General features: G+C 71.0%; 11 protein-coding genes and 2 pseudogenes. 5 read left to right on the top strand and 8 right to left on the bottom strand.

Annotation, left to right across the window (positions count from 1 at the left end; genetic code table 11):
• Positions 1-89: 89 nt before the first annotated feature.
• Positions 90-956 (top strand): SDR family NAD(P)-dependent oxidoreductase, encoded by an 867-nt coding sequence (locus tag QOZ89_RS11285; protein ID WP_157910644.1) that lies wholly within the window; start codon positions 90-92, stop codon positions 954-956.
• 128 nt (positions 957-1,084) lie between these two features.
• Positions 1,085-1,909 carry an SDR family NAD(P)-dependent oxidoreductase gene (locus tag QOZ89_RS11280; RefSeq protein WP_071054750.1) on the top strand — a complete coding sequence of 275 codons (825 nt, stop codon included), beginning with the start codon at positions 1,085-1,087 and terminating at the stop codon, positions 1,907-1,909.
• Positions 1,910-2,033: 124 nt separating this feature from the next.
• On the opposite strand, the gene QOZ89_RS11275 is transcribed toward QOZ89_RS11280, so the two are convergent.
• The 8 genes from QOZ89_RS11275 to QOZ89_RS11240 form a co-directional block, all read right to left on the bottom strand.
• The gene (locus QOZ89_RS11275) at positions 2,034-3,107 is read right to left on the bottom strand and encodes an amidohydrolase family protein (RefSeq protein ID WP_083420148.1); all 1,074 of its coding nucleotides are present in this window, start codon (positions 3,105-3,107) and stop codon (positions 2,034-2,036) included.
• Between the two features lie 68 nt (positions 3,108-3,175).
• Positions 3,176-5,689, bottom strand: coding sequence for a CaiB/BaiF CoA transferase family protein (locus tag QOZ89_RS11270; RefSeq protein ID WP_312623719.1), 2,514 nt, complete (start codon positions 5,687-5,689; stop codon positions 3,176-3,178).
• A gap of 616 nt (positions 5,690-6,305) precedes the next feature.
• Positions 6,306-6,920, bottom strand: coding sequence for a TetR/AcrR family transcriptional regulator (locus QOZ89_RS11265; protein WP_312623718.1), 615 nt, complete (start codon positions 6,918-6,920; stop codon positions 6,306-6,308).
• Positions 6,917-8,779, bottom strand: a complete 1,863-nt coding sequence (locus QOZ89_RS11260; RefSeq protein ID WP_312623717.1) for an acyclic terpene utilization AtuA family protein — start codon at positions 8,777-8,779, stop codon at positions 6,917-6,919. Before QOZ89_RS11260 ends, QOZ89_RS11265 begins: the two co-directional genes overlap by 4 nt.
• Positions 8,776-9,675 (bottom strand): TIGR03084 family metal-binding protein, encoded by a 900-nt coding sequence (locus QOZ89_RS11255; RefSeq protein WP_312623716.1) that lies wholly within the window; start codon positions 9,673-9,675, stop codon positions 8,776-8,778. The genes QOZ89_RS11260 and QOZ89_RS11255 overlap by 4 nt, the downstream gene beginning before the upstream one ends.
• Position 9,676: 1 nt before the next feature.
• A complete protein-coding gene (locus tag QOZ89_RS11250; protein ID WP_312623715.1) occupies positions 9,677-10,486 on the bottom strand; it encodes an enoyl-CoA hydratase/isomerase family protein in 810 nt (269 codons plus the stop codon).
• Positions 10,483-12,483 carry an ATP-binding protein gene (locus tag QOZ89_RS11245; protein ID WP_312623714.1) on the bottom strand — a complete coding sequence of 667 codons (2,001 nt, stop codon included), beginning with the start codon at positions 12,481-12,483 and terminating at the stop codon, positions 10,483-10,485. The genes QOZ89_RS11250 and QOZ89_RS11245 overlap by 4 nt, the downstream gene beginning before the upstream one ends.
• 4 nt (positions 12,484-12,487) lie before the next feature.
• Positions 12,488-14,095, bottom strand: coding sequence for an acyl-CoA carboxylase subunit beta (locus QOZ89_RS11240; RefSeq protein ID WP_241842461.1), 1,608 nt, complete (start codon positions 14,093-14,095; stop codon positions 12,488-12,490).
• A gap of 355 nt (positions 14,096-14,450) precedes the next feature.
• Here QOZ89_RS11240 and QOZ89_RS47280 point away from each other — a divergent pair.
• The 3 genes and pseudogenes from QOZ89_RS47280 to QOZ89_RS11225 form a co-directional block, all read left to right on the top strand.
• A pseudogene (locus tag QOZ89_RS47280) lies at positions 14,451-14,706 on the top strand (amidohydrolase family protein); the annotation flags it as partial.
• 108 nt (positions 14,707-14,814) lie between these two features.
• Positions 14,815-15,168: pseudogene (locus tag QOZ89_RS11230) on the top strand (integrase); the annotation flags it as partial.
• A 461-nt stretch (positions 15,169-15,629) separates the two neighbouring features.
• Complete coding sequence (locus tag QOZ89_RS11225) at positions 15,630-18,068, top strand: ABC transporter permease (protein ID WP_312623713.1); 2,439 nt, start codon at positions 15,630-15,632, stop codon at positions 18,066-18,068.
• Positions 18,069-18,168 lie beyond the last annotated feature (100 nt).

The following is an 18,168-nucleotide window of genomic DNA, read 5'->3' as shown; positions in this document are numbered from 1 at the left end:
CCCCAATGAGCCAGACAGAAGCCAGAACAGCGGCCGCTGTAGCAAAGCCGCACCGGGCGAGGCCGCCGCAGAATGGAATGGAGAAGTGCGTGGAGGACCTCGAAGGAAAGGTCGCCGTCGTCACTGGCAGCGGCGGGCCGCACGGCATCGGCCGGGCCACGGCCCGGCTCTTCGCGCAGCAGGGCTGCAGGGTCGTGCTGTCCGACGTCGACGCTGCGGCGTTGGCGGACGCCGTCGGGGAGCTGCACGACCTCGGTCACGACGTGCTCGGCGTGCCGACCGACGTCGCGGACTTCGACTCGGTCCGACAGTTGGCCGACGCCGCCTTCGAGCAGTACGGACAGGTGGACATCCTGTTCCTCAACGCCGGTGTCGCCGGGGGCGGCGGCCTGTTCGACGACGAGATCTCCGACTGGCGCCGCATCTACGACATCAACTTCTTCGGGATCCTGCACGGCATCAAGGCGTTCGCCCCACGCATGATCGCCCAGGGAACTCCCGGCCATATTCTCGGTACGTCGTCCGGGTCCGGAGCCGTTGGCGTCATGTACCAGACGCCTGCGTACTCGACCTCCAAGCAGGCTGTCTGCACGCTGATGGAATGCCTACACGGCCAGCTACGCGACCAGCGGTCACTGATCCAGGCGCACGTCGTGCTCCCTCCCCTGACGAAGACGAACCTGGCGGGCGACCGCGAGACTATGACGTTCGTGCAGCGAGGCCTTGAGGCGGGCGGCGTGGCGGCCGTGCTCGCGGAGCCGGCGGAAGTCGCGACGACGGTGCTGGAGACCGTGCGTAGCGGGAACTTCTGGGCTCACCACGACCACGAGGCCGACAAGCGGCTCCACGGTGGCCGGTTCGCCGCCGATATCGACTGGCAGGATGAAGTGATTCGCCGGCGGGCGGCGGCCATCATCGACCGGTCGGCTCCCGATCCCTACCTGTGGGGAATGTGACGTAGCGGGACTGGGCTGCTGCCTGCAGGTCCCATATCAGGACCCAGGTCGGAAAGGCACCAGCTCGCGGGACCACATCCAGGTCGACAGTCGAGGCTGCGGGCTTGGCCAGCACGGGGAGGAACGTCGTGGGAGATCAGACCATCGTCATCACGGGCGGAAGCAGTGGTGTCGGTGCCGCCGCCGCCCGACAACTGGCGGCCAAGGGCGAGCGGGTGGTGCTGGTCGGCCGCTCCCAGGACAGGACGGCGGCGGTCGCCGCCGAGATCGACGTTCCCTACCACCTCGCCGACTTCGAGGACCTCGAGAGCGTCCGCGGCCTCGCCGACCAGCTCTCCGCCGGGTATCCGCGGATCGAGGTGCTCGCCAACAACGCCGGCGGCATCTTCGGGGACCGGGAGGTCACGAAGGACGGCTTCGAGAAGACCTTCCAGATCAATCACCTCGCGCCGTTCCTGCTCACCTACCTACTCATGCCGACGCTCGTGTCGTCGCGAGCCAAGCTGCTGCAGACCTCCAGCGTCGCGGCGAAGCGCTACGGCCACCTCGACCTTGACGACCTGCAGAACGAACGGAGGTACTCGCCGAACAAGGCCTACGGCGACAGCAAGCTGGCCAACATCCTGTTCACGAGCGAGCTGCACCGCCGGTACCACGACCGGGGTGTCTCGGCGGTCGCGTTCCACCCTGGCAACCTCGCGACCAACTTCGCCAGCGAAACCACCAGCTGGTTTCGTTGGATCTACCGTCCTCCGTTCTCGCGATTGCTTCTCAAGGGAGCGGACGAAGGCGGCGACGCCCTGGCCTGGCTCGCCGAGGGAACCCCTGGCTCGACCTGGGAGCCCGGCGAGTACTACTCCGGCAACAAGCTCGCCCGCAGCGCCCCCCAGGCGGAAGACGCTCGCCTCGCGGAGGAGCTGTGGGACCGCAGCGTCTCCATGCTCGGGCTGTAGACGGCCGTATTGGGCCGGGCCGCGCGTCGTCCCGGTGGACGGCAGCTGCCACCGGCGACGGCTGCTCCCCCGACCCCCGGCGCCGGGGGTCGGCTCCGCGACAGTGGGTGGCCCGGGCCCGGGCTCAGAGGTGGAAGACCCGCTTGGCGTTGCCGTAGACGAGCTTGTGGGCCTCGTTGGCGGGGACGTCGCGCATGAGTTCGGCGACGACCTTGCGCGAGTTGGGCCAGGTGCAGGCCGGGTGGGGGAAGTCGGTGGACCACATGATGTTGTCGATGCCGATGTCGTGGCGCATGTTCACGCCGCGCCGCTCGTCCATGAAGGTGAGGAAGATGTTGCTCTGGAAGTAGGCGCTGGGCTTCTGCTTCAGGGCGGGGAACTCGTAGCCGTGCGTGGTCATGTAGTCGAGGATGTCGAGGTAGTACGGCACCCAGCTCAGGCCGGGCTCGACGAAGACGAACTTCAGCCCTGGGAAGCGCTCGAACAGACCCGACAGCAGCAACATGCCGAGCTGTTCGGACAGCCGCATCGGCGGCTGGGAGGTGAAGACACCCAGCTGCGGGGTGGGGTCGACGGCGGCGAGCTGCCAGTACTCGTCCTCGACGCCGAGGTGCAGGCAGACGGGCATGTCCAGCTCCTGCAGCCGCGCCCACAGCGGGTCGTAGCGGGGGTCGTAGTACTCGGGCAGGCCGACCGAGCCGGGCTTGGTGGGCAGGTGCACGGTGCGCGCCTGGTGGTCGGTCACCAGCCGTTCGAGCTCGGCGACCGCCTGGTCGATGTCGAGCAGGGGGAGCTGGTAGGCGACGAGCAGCCGGGCGGGATCGGCGGCGGCGAAGGCGGAGCTGATGTCGGCGAAGGCGCGGGCGGTCTCCTTCCAGCCGTCGAGCATCTTGTGGAAGATCCGGAACGCGGACAGGTCGCTGAAGAGAATCTCGACGTCGACGCCGTCCTCGTCCATCGCCGCGAGCCGGGCGGTGGGGTCGGAGTACCCGGGGTGGCGGGCGGCCTCGTGCAGGTAGGAGCCCAGGCCGAGCGGCGGGGTTCCGCGGCGCTGCATCGCGGCCAACCTGGGTGCCTCGACCAGTCGGTTGGCGTGGTCGATCCCGTCGTGGAAGCGGGCTGGTACCGCTTCCTTGAGCTGGTCGATCGTGACCCGGTAGTGGGAGTCCACGGAGATGAGTCGATCGAGTCCGGGCACAGGGCACCTCCTACGGTGATGGTGGCTTTGGTCCCGTGGGGGAACACAGCTGGTTGGGTGTTCCGGGTTCAGGGGGTGGGCGCGGTTTCCAGCACGGTCCGGGAGGCGATCAGCGCGTCGATCGCGTCGGACTGGTAGCCGAGCTCGGCTAGCACCGGTCGGGTGTGTTCGCCGGCGAGGCAGGGCGGCCCGGAGACTCCGCCGGGGTGAACCGTGAGGTCGACCAGGACGCCGGGCTGCTCGAGGCGGCCGACCCCGGGGCGATGGGCGGTGGCGATCCAGCCGCGGGCGCGGATGTCCGGGTCGTCGAACAGCTGGGTGGAGTAGGTCGTGGAGGAGATCTCGCAGGGCAGGTCGCGTTTGTCGAACGCGGGGACGATCTCCTCGGCGGTCCGGCGGGCAAACAGCGGCTCGAGTGCGGCCCTCAGCTCCGCGTCGTGGGCGCGGCGAGCGGCAAAGTCGGCGAACCGCGGGTCGTCTCGCAGCTCGGCGGCCTCCAGCACGTCACACAGGTCGGACCAGGCAGGCGCGGCGAGGACGGCGATGGACAGCCAGCTGTCGTCGGCGAGCCGGTACAGCCCGTGCAGGGCTGAAAGGCCACGTTGGGCGGCGTCGATGCGTGGCCGCTCGACCGGTGTGCCGTCGGCCAGGCTGTAGGCGTAGGACGTCGCCAGTAGGGCGGCGTTGATGATCGCGGTGCCGACCCGCTGCCCCTCGCCGGTGCGCTCGCGATGGTAGAGCGCCTGCATGACGGCGATCGCCCAGAGGTAGCCGTTGCCGGTGTCGCCCATGTTGACCCGGCTCCAGAGCGGCGGGCCGCCAAGCCGGCAGGCGCCGTCCTCGTACTCGGTGCCGGCCAGCGCGTTCGCGGTCTGGTCGGTGCCCGGCTGCGACGAGCGCGGCCCGTCCTCGAAGCCGCGGGTGTGGCAGTAGATCAGCCCGGGGAACCGGGTGCGCAGCTGTTCGTAGCCGATGCCGAGTCGCTCGGCCGCGCCGGGGCGCATGTTGTGGGCGACGACGTCGGCGGTGGCGAGGAGGCGGTCGAGCACTTCGCGACCAGCTGGGTCCTTGAGGTTGAGGGCGATGCTGCGCTTGCCCCAGTTGGTGCCGAGGCCCAGGTGGGTGGTGGACCAGTAACCGTCGTGCAGGGCGTGCACCTTGATCACATCGGCGCCGAGGTCGGCGAGCACCCGGCCGCCCCACGGGCCGGCCACCCCGATACCGAGGTCGAGTACCCGCACGCCGTCCAGCGGTCCGCGCCGCAGCGGCGCGCCCTGCCGGGTGGCCGCGGGAGTCGACGCCTGCCCGTGCTGGCCGCCTCCGTCAGCGAGGCCGACGCCGGCGGAGGCGGCCAGGACCTGGTGGGTGTGCTCGCCGGGGCGCGGTGCCGGGCCGGTCACGGCGCCGGGGGCGGCCGCGAACTCCAGGAGGACTCCGGCGTGCCGGATGGGCCCTACCTCGGGGTCGGCGACCTCGACGACGCATCCGTGGTCGAGCAGCGCCTGGTCGGCGAACGCCTCCTCCGGCGAGCGGACCAGGGCGATACCCAGGTTGCGCGCCGCGCCGAACGCGACCCACTGCTCACTGGGAAACTTCCGGAACGCCTCGACGAGCTCCTGGTGGAACAGGTACAGGATCGGCAGCTCGTCCGCGTCCATGCCGATGCGCACGCCGCCTCCGCCCCGCATGTCGTCCCGCGGACCGTCGAGCATCAGCTCGTCGCCGACCGCCGCGTCGAGCACCAAGGTGGGACGAATCGTCCAGAAATGCACCCAGCGACCGTCGGCGCATTCGAACAGGCCCTCGGGCGCTCGCCGGTCGGTCACCCACATCCAGTAGCCGGGCGCGTCCGCGTTGTCCACCCGCTGCCAGTTCGGCCCGGCCGCGGCCATCGCGCCCTGCAGGAGGGACGTCTGGACGTGCTCGCCGAGCCCGGTCACCTCGCGGGCGCGCAGCGCCGCGCTGATGCCGGCGGTGGCCAGGTAGGCGGCGCCCAGGCTCGGCCACATCGAGCGGGAGAACACCGGTCCGTCCTGACCGAACCGGCTCGCCGGCAGGTCCGGCACCTCCAGGTCCGGCAACGGGATCCCCGCCCGGCTGATCCGGTTCAGCGCCGTCCCCGGATAGCCCCGGACCTCCCACTGCAATCCGGTGCGGGCGGCGACGAGGGAGTCGTAGCCCGGGCGGTGCGCGTCCGGGCCGTCCGGCCCGTAGCCGGTGATCGAGCAGTACACCAGCCGTGGGCTGCGCCGGCGCAGCGTCGCCTCGTCGATACCCAGCCGCTCGGTCACGCCGGGCTCGAACGACTCCACCAGTACGTCGGATCGCTCGGCCAGCCGCAGGAACGCCGCGCGCTGGTCGTCGTCGCGCAGGTCGAGGACGGCGCTGCGCTTGCCCCTGTTCCACACCCGGTAGGCGACCTCGTCACGTGCCGGATCTCCAGCGGGCGACTCGATCCGCAGCACGTCCGCGCCGGAGTCGGCCAGCAGCATCGTGGTCATCGGACCGGCCGCGCCCCAGGACAGATCGAGCACACTCAGGCCGGCGAGCGGCCCGCCCCGAAGAGGCGTCGGATCAAGCACCAGATCCTCCCGGAATCGGATCGGCGTACCAAGACGGCGGGGGCGAGCATGCCCGCGAGGGCGCGGGCGTCCCCTCGGACGGCAACAGCGGGCAGGATCCGCCGATCGACGATCACGCGATCCAGCCACTCAGCTACGAAGATAGCATGCACTATGTGGTGGGCACCATAACTGCGGTGAGCCGTCGCGGCCTGCTCCGGCGCTCCCGGAGCACACCGTGCTCCTCCGGGAGGCGGCCAGAGAGGGCTCGCTTGTCCCACGGCGGTGCGGGCTGCGGCATCCCCCGGCGACCGCCTGCCCGGCGCGCCAGTCCCCGATCAGTCCAGCCGCGAGACTGGCGCGCGGGCGGCGGGTATCGCGACCCGCGTGGTCTCGATCCGACCGGATGGCGTCACTCCGTCGACGCCGGACGACGTCGCCACGAACAAGGTCCGCCCGTCCCCGCCTCCCAGCTCACAGGAGTACGCGGTGGCACTGGTCGGGACGACTCAGTACGACCGTGGCAGGCCGAGCGTGTGCTGCGCGACAGCAGCTCCGCGTCCTCAGCGAACTCCACGGGTGCCTCCAGAAGAGTAGGAGATTCGGCTCTCATCCACCGCTCTCACCCATGCCCTCCTCACGTGGTCATCCGGGAAAGACCCAGGCAGGCGTGAGCCACGCCGGTCAGAACGGCTGCGAGGTCGCCACGCGGCAGGCCGCTGTCATGGTTGACCACTGACTGGATCGCGCCGATCGCGGCGTGCACCAGAGTCCGCGCTTCGGCCTCGTTCAGCTCGGGCCGGGCCTCGTGGAGGTTGGTCACCCATTCCTCGATGTAGCGCCGCTGCATGCGCCGCAGCCCGCGGCCGCGATCGGGTGGCAGCGTGGCGGCCTCCCGCAGGTAGAGCGCGACCAAAACCCGACGATCGATGGAGAAGTCCACCTGGGCCGCGATCAGTTGGCTCAGCGTGGTCGCCGGGTCAGCGCCCGCGTCGACGATCCGCATCGCGTCCGCCCACAGGTTGTCCATGACGCCCTCGAGAAGGGCCGCCAGCACCTCGGACTTTCCGTTGAAGTGTCGGTAGATCCCGGAGCCGACGATCCCGGCGGCCTCACCGATGTCCGCCATGGTCACCGCGTGGTAGCCACGGGCGGCGATCAGCTCGGCCGAGGCGGCCAGGATCCGCTCCCGCCGTTCCGGGTCACGCACCCGAACGCGGGTCGCCGGCGCGGCCTGCCCACCCTCGCTCACTGGGCAGCCCGGGTCCGACGCGTGGTCGGGGCGGCGGCGTCCGGGACGGCGTTTGCCGGAACCAGGGCTACCGGGACGGCGAGGTGACGGGAGCGCATGTACTCCCCGAGCCCCTTCGCCTGCGGGTCGGGACGGGTCGACGAGGCGACGCCCTCTCCCAGCAAGCCGACGATCACGAAGTTGAGCGCCCGCAGGTTGGGCAGGTCGTACCGCCGGACCACCAGCCCCCGCGCCTCCGGCAGCAGCTCGGTGAACCGCTGGATGGTCAGTGTGTCCCGCAGCCAGTCGTAGACGGCGTGGTCGCTGGCCCAAAGCCCGACGTTCGCGTTGCCGCCTTTGTCTCCCGACCGGGCACCGACCAGGCGGCCGAGCGGTATTCGTACCGTCGAGCCTTCATCGGCTGTCGGCCGCGAAACGGGCTGCCTCTCGGTCGTCAGCGCGGGGCCGCCTTTTTCCAGGGTGCCGAGCGCGACATCGGTTCCCTGGCCGCGCGGGCTGTGCGGGATGACGGACGACGAACCGTCGGCGAACGCTACTCGATGCTCGACGGCATCCCTGGCCACGGTCGTCGGCCAGTACACGCCGTAGGCGCTCTCGGGACCGGGCGGGGTGGTGGTGTGGAAGCCGGCGTATCCACCCAGGGCCAGCGCCTGGGTCGCGTTGGAGAACGCCCGGCCGACCCGACTGCGGTCGGCGTCCTTGACCGTGATTCTTAGGTGTGCCGTGGCATGGGCGTTGGCGTCGGCGTCCAGCCGGTCGAAGCGCAGCAGCCGCACGTCGACCTCGTCGAACGACTCCTCGCCGCCGAGGAGATCGAATAGCTCCCGGCGGGCCCACGCCGCCTTCCGCTCGATGTCGAGACCGGTCAGGACCAGCGTCATCGTGTTGCGGTAGCCACCCAGATAGTTCAAGGCCACCTTGAGACGGCCCGACGGCGCGCTGCCCCGCGTTCCGGACAGGCGCACCCGGTCGAGTGCATCCTGGGTCAGGCGCACAGTGTCAAAGTGGGTGGTGACGTCCGGGCCGGCGTACTCCGGTCCGGCGATCTCGTACAGAAGCTGGGCGGTCACGGTTCCCACCGATACCAGGCCGCCGGTGCCCGGATGCTTCGTGATGACGCTGGAACCGTCGGCGGCGACCTCGGCGATCGGGAATCCTGGGTAGCGCAGATCGGTGATCTCGTCGAGGAACGCGTAGTTGCCGCCGGTCGCCTGGGGCCCGCATTCGATGACATGCCCAGCGGCGACCGCGCCGGCCAGCCGGTCCCAGTCCGTCCGCCCCCAGCCGTGCCACCAGGCGGCCGGGCCGACGACGAGGGAGGCGTCGGTGACCCGGGAGGTCACGACGACGTCGGCGCCGCCGGCCAGGGCCGCGGCGATGCCCCATCCCCCGAGGTAGGCATTGGCGGTGAGCGGCTCCACGGCGGCCGCGGCCAGGTCCCGCCCGGTGTCGAGGTGCGTGAACCGCTCACCGGTCGCCTGCAGGTCGCCGAGCCGGCCCACCAGGTCATCGCCGGTGACGTACGCGACGTTCGGCGCCAGCCCCAGCTCGGCCGCGACCCTCGCCACTCGCTCGGCCAGCCCGGCGGGGTCGAGCCCGCCCGCGTTGGTGACGATCCTGATCCCCCGGTCCAGGCAACTACCGAGGACCTCGGTGAGCTGGTCGACGAAGGTCCGGGCGTAGCCAGCGCCGCCGCGGGCGCGGGCCTTCCACAGGATGAACATGGTCAGCTCGGCCAGGTAGTCACCGGTGAGGACGTCGATCGGCCCGCCATCCACCATGAGTCGGGCGGCATCGATCCGGTCGCCGTAGAACCCGGAGCAATTGGCGATGCGCACCGGCCGCCTGAGTCCGCTCACGACTGGCTCCCGCCAGTCGATCCGCCGGGGACGCAGCGGGCGGGGCCGGCGCCGCCGGCCAGGATCCGGTCGCCGCCCGACGGGTCAGGGACGTTGGCACCAGGCGGTCGGCCAGGCCCCGGTGGGCCGGCGAAGATCTGGGCCACCTCCAACCAGCGCCGCGCCGGCTCGCCGGTCGCCTCCAGCCGCAGGTCGTCGCGGTGGCGGCGCTGGGTGACGAGCAGGCAGAAGTCCAGGGCCGGTCCTCGCAGGACGGAGGTGGCGGAATCGGGGCCCCACTCCCATCGGTCGCACTCGGGCGCGGTGAGCTCCACCCGGACTGGATCGGCTGGGATGGGCCGGCCGCGCACGGTGAAACCCCAGGCCATGGTGGCCACACCCAGATGGGCGATGGGGCGGAGCCGGACGGTCGGGACCCGCTCCCGTCCCAGCGCGTCGGCGACGTCCTGACCGTGGGCCCACGTTTCCATCAGCCGCGCCGTGGCTGACGAGGCGGAGTTCATTGGCGGGCCGAACCACGGCAACTTCACGGTCGGATCTGCTGCCAGCAGGGCCGCCGACAGCGCGGCCCTGGCCTGGATGAACCAGTCGAGGGCGGCGGGCCCGGCGAGATCACGGCAGCGCGCGGCGATCACGTCGCTGAAGTCGTCGCCGAGTCCGGTCAGCTCCCGTGCCCTGGCCGCGAAGGCCTCGGGGTCGGTCGCGGCGAGCGCCGTCGCCTCATCAAAGTAGGCCAGGTGCGTGACCTGGTCGCGGATGTTCCACCCGGCGGCTGGAGTCGGGGTGAGCCAGGCGTCCTCGTCCAACGGCTCCAGCAGCGCCAGCAGATCGACGGTCTCGGCTGTCAGATCGTCACACAGCGCGCGGACCCGCGCCGCCCTCGCGTCGTCCCCCATCTCAGCGTCCCTTCCATACCGGCCGGCGGCCCTCTCGGAATGCCCGCGGCCCCTCCTGGGCGTCGTCACTCAGGTAGACCAGCTCCCACAGCCGCTCGGCCTCCTCGTAAGCACGTTCCACCGGATACCGGGCCAACAGTCCGACGGTCTGCTTGGCCAGCCGGACCGACAGTGGTGCGTTGGCGGCCACGCGCAGCGCGAGGTCGTGGGCGGCCGCGCGCAGCTGATCGGCCGGCACGACCTCGTTGACCAGGCCCAGCTCATAGCCGCGCCGCGCGGAGACCGGCTCGCCGGTCAGCAGCATGTGCATGACCACCCGCGGGGGCAGCAGGTAGGGCAGCGACGCGGCCCATGGTGTTCCCCGCCCCACCTTCGCCTCGGTGATCGCGAAGCGGGCATGCTCGGCGGCCACGACCAGGTCGGCGCACTGGGTCAGCAGGAAACCGCCGGCATATGCGACGCCGTTGACCGCCGCGATGACCGGCTTGTCGATCTCGATGTTCCGCCCGATCTGCGGGAGGTAGTCGGGTGGCGGGACCCGCAGTGTCTCGGTTGCCATCTCCTTGAGGTCGCCGCCCGCGCAGAAGGCCCTGTCCCCGGCCGCGGTCATGACGAGCACCGCGGCATCGACGTCGTCGCGGAACCGCCGCACGCCCGTCCACAGCCCCGCGCGGACCTCGGCCGACAGCGCGTTGCGGCGTTCTGGACGATCGATCGTCAGCCAGGCGACCGGCCCGTCGAGGGCGTAGCCGACCGCCGGACGCTCGCTGCCGTCCGCCGCGCCCTCGTCCGGCGCGGCCTCACCGGTCACGCCGTGCCGTCCGCGGTGACGATGGCCAGGATGTGCCCGCTGTCGACGGTGTCGCCCGGCCCGGCGGAGATCTCGGTGACGACGCCGTCGACCGGCGTGCGGACGGTGTGCTCCATCTTCATCGCCTCCAGCACGAGGATTGGGTCACCTGCAGTGACCCGGTCGCCTACGGCCACGGCCAGGCGCACCACGACGCCGGGCATGGGCGCCGCGAGCGAGCCCGGCGCCTCGGCCGCCCCCGGCTCGACGAAGCGCGGCACTTCCCGGGCGGCCGTCGAACCGCCCCGGCCGTCGGCATACCACCAGCCGTCGGCGGCGTGGGTGAGGTGCACCGTCGCGCGGATCCCGGCTACGGTGAGGTCCACCGTCTCGGCCTCGGTCCGGTGCGCGAGCACCTCGTAGTCCCTGCCGTCGACGGTCGCCTCGATCCGATCGGCGCGGCGTCGATACAGCACCTCGATCTGCCGGCCGTCGACCTCGAAGGCGACCCGCTGGGGGACGACGGCGACGTTGCGCCAGCCCGCAGGGGCGGTCGGCAGGACGGCGGCCGCCCGCCGCCGCTCGACCCCGGCGAGGGTGGCCGCGAGCAGATGGGTGGCCACCACCGCGTCCGGCAGTCCGCTCGATCCGAGCGCGGTGAGGTCCAGGCCGTCGAGGTAGCCGGTATCCACCTGGCCAGAGCGGAACCGCTCGTCGCGCAGGATCGCCACCAGCAGGGACCGGTTCGTGGTCAGCCCGTGCACGCGGGTCCGGTCGAGGGCGCGGGCCAGCCGGCGGATCGCCTGGTCCCGGGTGGCTCCGTGGGCGATCACCTTGGCCAGCATTGCGTCGTAGTGAACGCCGACCACCGACCCGTCCGCCACGCCCCGGTCGACCCGAATGCCGGCGAGCGCGGGGACGTCGAAGCGGTGAACGGTACCGATCGCGGGCAGGAATCCGGCCGCGACATCCTCGGCATAGAGGCGGGCCTCGATCGCGTGCCCGTCGATGCGGGCCGCGCGCAGCTCATCGGGCAACGGCTCGCCTTCAGCGACCCGCAGCTGGGCGCGGACCAGGTCCAGGCCGGTGATCTCCTCAGTGACCGGATGCTCGACCTGCAGGCGGGTGTTCACCTCGAGGAAGAAGAACCGGCCCCGCGGGTCGAGCACGAACTCGACGGTGCCCGCTCCGACGTACCCGATCGCCTTGGCGGCGGCGATCGCGGCCGAACCCAGACTCCCCCGCAGCTCGTCATCGACGGCGACCGACGGCGCCTCCTCGATGATCTTTTGGAAGCGTCGCTGAACCGAGCACTCACGCTCGAACAGGTGCACCACGTCACCGAACGCGTCGCCGAAGATCTGCACCTCGATGTGGCGGGGCCGCTCGACGTAGGTCTCAAGGAAGACCGCGCCGTCGCCGAACGCCGCCGCCGCCTCGCGGCGCGCGCCCGCGACGGCCGTGGCCAGCCCGGCCGGCTCGCGCACGATCCGCATGCCCCGACCGCCACCGCCGTAGACCGCCTTGACCAGCAGCGGGAACTCCAGACTCGCCGTGGCCTGTACCAGTCGCGCGGGGTCGGCGGCCAGCTCGTCGTCGACCACCAGGCCAGCGAGCACCGGCACACCCGCCTGCGCCATCAGCGTCTTGGCCTGGGTCTTGGAGCCCATCGCCTCGATGGCCTCCGGCGGCGGCCCGACGAACACGAGCCCGGCGTGCGCGCAGGCACGGGCGAAACCGGCGTTCTCCGACAGGAACCCGTAGCCGGGGTGGACGGCATCGGCGCCGGTCCGCCGCGCCGCGTCGAGGATCGCGTCGAGGCGCAGGTATGTCTCGGCCGGCGTCGCGCCGGGGAGCCGGACAGCCTCGTCGGCCTCGTCGACGAAAGGAGTCTCCGCGTCCGGGTCGCTGAACACAGCAACCGTCGCGATGTCCATCTCGTGGGCGGTGCGAAGGATCCGGGAGGCGATCTCGCCCCGGTTCGCGACCAGCAGCTTCTTGATTCGGTTCACCGGCATCGCCTCACATCCGGAAGACGCCGTAGCCGCGGCGTCCCTCGACCGGTGCGGAGTGGACGGCCGACAGCGCGAGGCCAAGCACCGTGCGGGTGTCGCGCGGGTCGATGACGCCGTCGTCGTACACCTTGCCGCTCATGAAGAAGGAGTGGGACTCGGCGTCAATCTGCCGTTCGATCTCGGCCCGGCGCCGCGCGTCGGCCTCCTCGTCGAACGGTCGGCCGGCGGCGCTCGCCGAGGCCCTGCCGACGATCGACAGCACGCCGGCGAGCTGAGCGGAGCCCATCACCGCGCACCGAGCGCCAACCCAGGTGAACATGAACCGAGGGTCGTAGGCTCTGCCCGACATGCCGTAGTTGCCGGCGCCGAACGATGCCGCCATGTTGACCGTCAGATGTGGCACCGCGCTGTTCGTCACCGCGTTGATCAACTTAGCGCCGTCCGGGATGATGCCTCCCCGCTCGTACTGGGTCCCGACCATGAAGCCGGTCGTGTTCTGCAGGAAGACCAGGGGGGTGTCGATCTGGTTGGCAATCTGGATGAACTCCGCGCCCTTCTTGGCCTCAGCGCTGAACAGCACGCCATTGGCGTTGGCCAGGATGCCGACACCGAAGCCGTGGATCGAGGCCCAACCGGTGACCAGGCTGGTGCCGAAGTCCGGCTTGTACTCGCCGAACCGAGAGCCATCGACCACGCGGGCGATGGCCTCCCTCGGGTCGAACGGCACCCGGAAATCGGCCGGGGCGATGCCGAGCAGTTCCTCGGGATCATGGAGGGGCGGGTCGGCCGGCAGTCTCGGCCCGGGGCCGGCCTTCCGCCAGTTGATCTCCGACAGAATGCGCCGGCCGATCCTGATGGCGTCGTGTTCGTCGACCGCGAAGTAGTCGCCGAGCCCTGAGATCCGGGTGTGCATGGCGGCGCCGCCGAGCTCTTCGTCGTCGGCCTCCTCACCGGTCGCCATCCTGACCAGCGGGGGCCCGCCGAGGAACACCTTCGCCTGCAGGTCGACGAGCACCGTGTGGTCACACATCCCGGGCACGTAGGCGCCGCCGGCGGTCGAGTTGCCGAACACCAGCGCGATCGTCGGGACGCCCGCCGCCGACAGCTCGGACAGGTCATGGAAGATCTTTCCTGCCTGCACGAAGAGATCGGACTGGCTCGGCAGGTCCGCGCCACCGGACTCGACCAGGTTGACCACCGGCAGGCGGTTGCGTCTGGCGATCTCGAGCGCGCGCAGGGTCTTGCGCAGCGAATATGGGTTCATCGCGCCGCCGCGGACGGTGGGGTCATGCGCGATGATCACGATCTCGACGCCGGACACCTCACCGATACCGGTGACCACGCTCGCACCGACTGTGAACTCGCTCCCCCAAGCCGCCAGGGTCGACAGCTCGAGGAACGGGGCGTCCCGGTCGAGCAACAGCTCGATGCGCTCCCGGACCAGTAGGCGCCCCCGCTCCCGGTGCCGGGCCTGGTAACGCTCGCCGCCGCCCGCGCTGGCCAGCTCGAACTGCTCTTCCAACGCGGCGAGGTTGGCGAGCTGGGCGTCGCGGTTGGCCCGGTAGCCCTCCGACGACAGGTCGACCCGCGACCGCAGGACGACCCCCTCGTCCATGCGGGGACAGCTCCGACCGTGCAGGATGCCGACGCTCATAGGTCTCCCGCCATGCCGTTAGTGAATGATCGATATTCGCCGGCTCTTACCCCGGCCGCCACTTGCGGGCACAATGCCCGACTCTGAAGCACTATCGGACCGACCGCCGGGTGCCTGAACAGCGAACTAGTGAATCCGCATTCTCTACAACCGTTTGTGGCAGGGATCACATCCCAGGGCGCCGAGAAGCGGCGGCGCGTCAACGGCCGCCGAAAGACGGTTGCGAGGCTCATCTGGCCTCGGTGTAGCGAACGACCGCTCCAGACGGAGCCGGGAGCCAACTTCTCGACCTGGTTCCGTCCTAGCTACACGGCCGATCGGCCCCTGGCGGTCCCTCGTCGTTCGTCGCTTGGACGCAGACCTGGAGGACCGCGATGTGCTGGCCCACGGTCGCCGGGAGATCAACACGACGGACCTGGTTGTCACGCCAGGCTTCGTCGACGGCCACATCCACCTGGATGCCCAGCTTTACTGGGACCCGGCCGGCACCCCGTCGTGCTGGCACGGCGTCACCTCGGTCGTTCTCGGGAACTGTGGCGTGACGGTTCGCGCCCTGCCGGCCCGGCGACGAGCATCAGCAGGGCGTGCCAGCCGTCGGTGGCCTGTACCGTGCCAGAACTCGGCTTCAGGCCGTTGACCTGTGGCTTCGCCGCCCAGCCCGTGGCGCATGACCGTGTCTCATGGTGGTGCGGTTGGTGTACCTGGCGATCGTGCGGATGTTTGGCTGGCTGGTGCTGCTGGCGCGTAGCGACGCAGCGAGGACGACGGAACTGTTGGTACTGCGCCACGAGGTCGCTGTGCTACGTCGCCAGGTTGGATGGCCCCGATTCACCTGGCCAGACCGCGCGGTCCTGGCCGCGCTGGCCCGACTGCTACCCCGCGAGGTCCGATCGTGCCGGCTGGTCACCACGACGACGCTGCCGGCCTGGCACCGCCGCCTGGCCCGCCGACGCTGGACCTACCCACACCGGACGGGCCACCCGCCGGTGGACGATGACCTACGGACGCTCGTGATCCGCCTGGCCCGCGACAACTGAGCTTGGCCCCCGAGTACCGACAGTGTCCGCCGTAGGGGGCCGAGCTCAGCGCCCGCTGGCCGCGTGTGATGTTTCCCGACGCTCGCCGCCGGATCAGGTCGGGCAATGCGACTTGCCCGGCATCGTGTCGTAGTCCGCGAAGTAGAAGCCGCTACCCGAACCGATCACCGCCCCCGACCGGCTCACCCACCTCAACATCCGCTGACGCGACCACCTCGGCGGCATCCTGCACGAGTACGAACATGCCGCCTGACCTGCCCGGACGTACTTTTCGGCAAGTACAGGGTGCTAGCACGCGGAACTCCGGGTTCTGGCCACCCTTGGCAAGAAGCACCGCGGTGCGTCTGAATGGTCGCCATGCAGCGAGCGCGCCGATCCGGCGGTTCATGCTGGTCAGGTCATCGCCATCGCCGTCAGATGAATGGGGCGATCCTCCAACGAGGGGAAACGAGATCGTCATGATGCGGTCCGTCAGTGCGGCGCTGGCGCCTGTGTGGGGGTGGCTGTGGCTCGACCTGCGCCGCCGCGCCCGGTCGCTGGTGGTACTGGCGCTGATGGTGGCGCTGGCGTCCGGCACGGTGATGGCGGCGACGGCGGGGGCGCGGCGCGGCGATTCGGCGATGGACCGGCTGCTCGCCCAGACCCTGCCGGTAACGGTGCTGATAATCCCGAGCCAGCCGATCGTCGACTGGGCGCCGGTGCGGAAGTTGCCCGGCGTCGCCGCGCTCGGCGAAATCGTGAGCAGCAGCTCCAATCTGAGGTTGGAGGGAATCCCGGAAGACGGGGTCAACCCGGTAACGCCGGCAGACGGCGGGCTGATGGGGACGATCGAGCGGCCGGTGGTGCTGTCGGGCCGACTCGCCGACCCGGCACGGGTGGACGAGGTGGTCGTCAGCCCCGCCTTCCTCGACTACAACCACCTCAAGCTGGGGGACACGGTCACCGCGAGGCTGTTCACCCCGGCGGAGGTCGACCATGGCGGCACGGGCGAGGAGGTAACCCCGACCGGGCCCCGCCAGCCGCTGCGGATCGTCGGGGTCGTCCGGTCGAACGTCTTCATCAACGAGCCCGGCGGGTCCGGAGATCTTCCCCGGCGGCTGGTCACGACCGAGGCGTTCACCGCGAAGTACCGCGCCAACCTGCTGGGCAGCACGGGCGAGATCTGGGCTGTGGTCCGGTTGACCGTCGGCGAGGCCGGCATTCCCGCGTTCCAGCGGGCGTTCGCGAACCTGACCGGCCGCGACGACAGCAGTTTCCAAAACTGGTGGCGGGACGCTCGCCAGAATGAGAAGGCGACCGGCTTCGAGGCCGGTGTCCTGCTGGCGTTGGCGCTGGCCGCCCTGCTGGCGGCGGTGGTGCTGCTCGGCCAGACGGTCCTTCGCTACACCGCGGCGTCCGTCGCCGACCTGGAGACGCTGCGGACGCTGGGGATGACGTCCAGGGAGGCGGTGCTGGCGTCCGCGGCCGGGCCGGCGCTCGCCGCCGTCGCTGGGGTGGTCGCCGGGGCGGGTGCGGCGGTGGCGGTGTCCCCGCTGTTCCCGATCGGCGCGGCGAGCTATGTCGAGCCCGATCCGGGGGTGGATGCGGATCTGGCGGTGCTGGCCGGGGTGGCCGGTGTCGTGGTGGTGGCGATGGTGGCGGCCGCGGTGGGCTCGACCTGGCTCGCGTTGATGGTGAAGCGGGCCGCCGCGCCCGCTCGCCGGTCGGTGGTCGCGGCGGCGGCGTACCGGCTGGAGCTGCCGGTGCCGGTCGTGGTCGGCATCCGGTTCGCCCTCGAACCGGGCCGAGGCCGGGCGGCGGTGCCGGTGCGGCCGGCGCTGGTCGGCGCGGTGGTGGGTGTGCTCGGGGTGCTGGCCGCGCTGACGTTCCGGGCCGGGGCGGTGGACGCGGCGGGAAACCCGGCGCGGTTCGGCCAGGTGCCGCTCGCTGCCTGGGTCGGCAATGACAGCGCGGACTTCGGACCGACGCGGCCGGTGCAGGAGGCGTGGGCCCGCGACCCGGACGTGGTGGGGGTCAACGACACCCGGGTGGGGTCTGCCCTGGTGGGCAGCGCATCTATCACCGTCTTCAGCTACGCGCCGGTGGGCGAACGTCCGCTGCCCGTGGTGACGCTGTCCGGCCGGATGCCCACCGGGCCGGGCGAGATTGCGCTGGCGCCGGAATCGGCCCACGAAGCGGGGGCGAAGGTCGGAGACCTGCTGACCGTCAATGCCGGGGCGCCGACCCGGCTGCGGGTGACCGGCATCGCGTTCGTCCCCGAAAATCCCCAGAACTCCTACGCCGAGGGGGCCTGGCTCACCGCCGAGGGCTACGAGCGGGTGTTCCCCGATGGTTTCTTCATGTTCCACGAAACGCATCTGGCGCTCGGTCCCGGCGCGGACGTCGCGGCCGTGACGGAGCGGCTGACCGCGACGATCGTCCAGGTCGCCGGGGCGCCGGTGATTCCCATCGGCGAGAACCCAATCGTTCCGGGCGAGATCACCCAGGTCCGGAACGTGCGGGTGCTGCCGCTGGCGCTGGGGGTGTTCCTCGGCCTGCTCGCGGTGGGCGCGACCGGCCATGCGCTGGCCACCGCGGCGCGCCAGCGCAGACATGAGGTGGCGGTGCTGCGCGCGTTGGGTGTCACCCGGAGGCAGAGCCGGCTGATCGTGGTCACGCAGGCCATCACGATCGCCATCGTGGGGCTGGCCTTCGGCGTGCCGCTGGGGGTGGCGCTGGGCCGGATGGTGTGGCGGTGGGTCGCTGAGAGCGTGCCGTTGCAGTACGTGCCGCCGGTCGCCGTCCTCGCGCTGGCGCTGGTCGGGCCGGCGGCGTTGCTGGTGGGCACCCTGCTGGCCACGCTGCCGGCCCGCCGCGCCGCCCGCCTCCGCGCCGGCGACGTCCTGCGGGCGGAATGAGATCGCGCGATAGGGAGCGTCGATGCAGTCGACGTCAAACGCGGAAGCATGGTCATGCCCATGGTGACCAGCGACATCGCCGACAAGGTTCACGTCCACG

Origin of the sequence: Pseudofrankia coriaricola, from assembly GCF_032027725.1 — a bacterium.
Lineage (GTDB): Bacteria > Actinomycetota > Actinomycetes > Frankiales > Frankiaceae > Pseudofrankia.
This window is presented reverse-complemented; position numbering and strand designations above follow the sequence as displayed.

Excerpts from the sequence above, each read along its gene's own strand:
- QOZ89_RS11255 (WP_312623716.1), bottom strand. The coding sequence starts at position 9,675 with ATGGGGGACGACGCGAGGGCGGCGCGGGTCCGCGCGCTGTGTGACGAT.
- QOZ89_RS11225 (WP_312623713.1), top strand. The coding sequence starts at position 15,630 with ATGATGCGGTCCGTCAGTGCGGCGCTGGCGCCTGTGTGGGGGTGGCTG.
- QOZ89_RS11245 (WP_312623714.1), bottom strand. The coding sequence starts at position 12,483 with ATGCCGGTGAACCGAATCAAGAAGCTGCTGGTCGCGAACCGGGGCGAG.
- QOZ89_RS11240 (WP_241842461.1), bottom strand. The coding sequence starts at position 14,095 with ATGGACGAGGGGGTCGTCCTGCGGTCGCGGGTCGACCTGTCGTCGGAG.